The organism is Oceanicola sp. S124, assembly GCF_000220565.1.
In the GTDB taxonomy this organism is placed as follows: Bacteria; Pseudomonadota; Alphaproteobacteria; order Rhodobacterales; family Rhodobacteraceae; genus Pseudooceanicola.
The window spans coordinates 1-1,048 of sequence record NZ_AFPM01000300.1 but is presented as its reverse complement, the minus strand read 5'-3'; the positions used below and the strand labels follow the sequence as shown (position 1 = coordinate 1,048).

Annotated in this window: 1 protein-coding gene; it reads left to right on the top strand. The window is 62.2% G+C overall.

What is annotated here, in order from left to right; genetic code table 11:
• Positions 1 to 63: 63 nt before the first annotated feature.
• A complete protein-coding gene (locus tag OS124_RS0120285; RefSeq protein ID WP_010141794.1) occupies positions 64 to 996 on the top strand; it encodes an IS5 family transposase in 933 nt (310 codons plus the stop codon).
• Positions 997 to 1,048: the final 52 nt, after the last annotated feature.

Genomic DNA, 1,048 nt, shown 5'->3' with positions numbered 1-1,048 from the left:
GGCTCTGTTGCACAAAGCCCGTGAGGGATTCACCTCGTGAATCCAGGGTGATAGCTGGGGGGCATGAGCAGACCGACACCCCCAACCTACAAGATCAAGAACTGGCGGGCCTATAATGAAGCGCTGAAGCGCCGGGGCTCGTTGACGATCTGGTTCGATCCCGAGATGACGTGGGAGGCCAGTCCGACCGGCACGCGTGGCCGACAACGCACCTACAGCGACGCTGCGATCCAGGCCTGCCTGACGATGAAAGTGCTGTTCAGCATGGCGCTAAGGCAGACGACAGGCTTCGTCGAAAGCCTTCTGCAGTTGAGCGGGCTGGACTGGTCGGTGCCGGATTTCAGCACGCTTAGCCGCCGGCAAAAGACGCTTGCCGTGAACATCCCGTATCGGGGGGCGGAGGGGCCGCTACACCTCTTGATCGACAGCACCGGGATCAAGGTCGAGGGTGAAGGCGAGTGGAATGCGCGCAAGCATGGCGGCGCTAAACGGCGTATCTGGCGCAAGGTTCATCTCGGGATCGACGAGAAAACACTGGAAATCCGGGCCGTCGAGTTCACCAGCAGCGACATCGGCGATGCCCCCATGCTGCCGGAGTTGCTCGACCAGATCCCGCCCGATCAGGAGATCGGCAGCGTCACCGCAGACGGCGCCTACGATACACGCAAGTGTCACGATGCCATCGCAGACCGCGGGGCCTATGCCGTCATCCCACTCCGCAAGAATGCCAAACTCTGGAAGCCTGACAGCGCGGGTGCGACTGCTCGCAACGCGGCCCTCCGTGCATCGAAACGCCTGGGCAGGAAGATCTGGCGGAAGTGGAGCGGCTACCATCGCCGAAGTCGGGCCGAGACCAAGATGCACTGCATGAAGCTGCTGGGGCAACGCCTCATGGCGCGGGAGCTCGACCGCCAAGTCGCCGAGCTTCAGGTTCGTGTTGCCGTCATGAACGGCTTCACCGCGCTCGGCATACCCGTCACAGAGGCCATGGGATAAGTGTGTCCGGGAAAAGGGGGAGTTTGGCCGTCAGCCGTTTTGTGCAACAGAG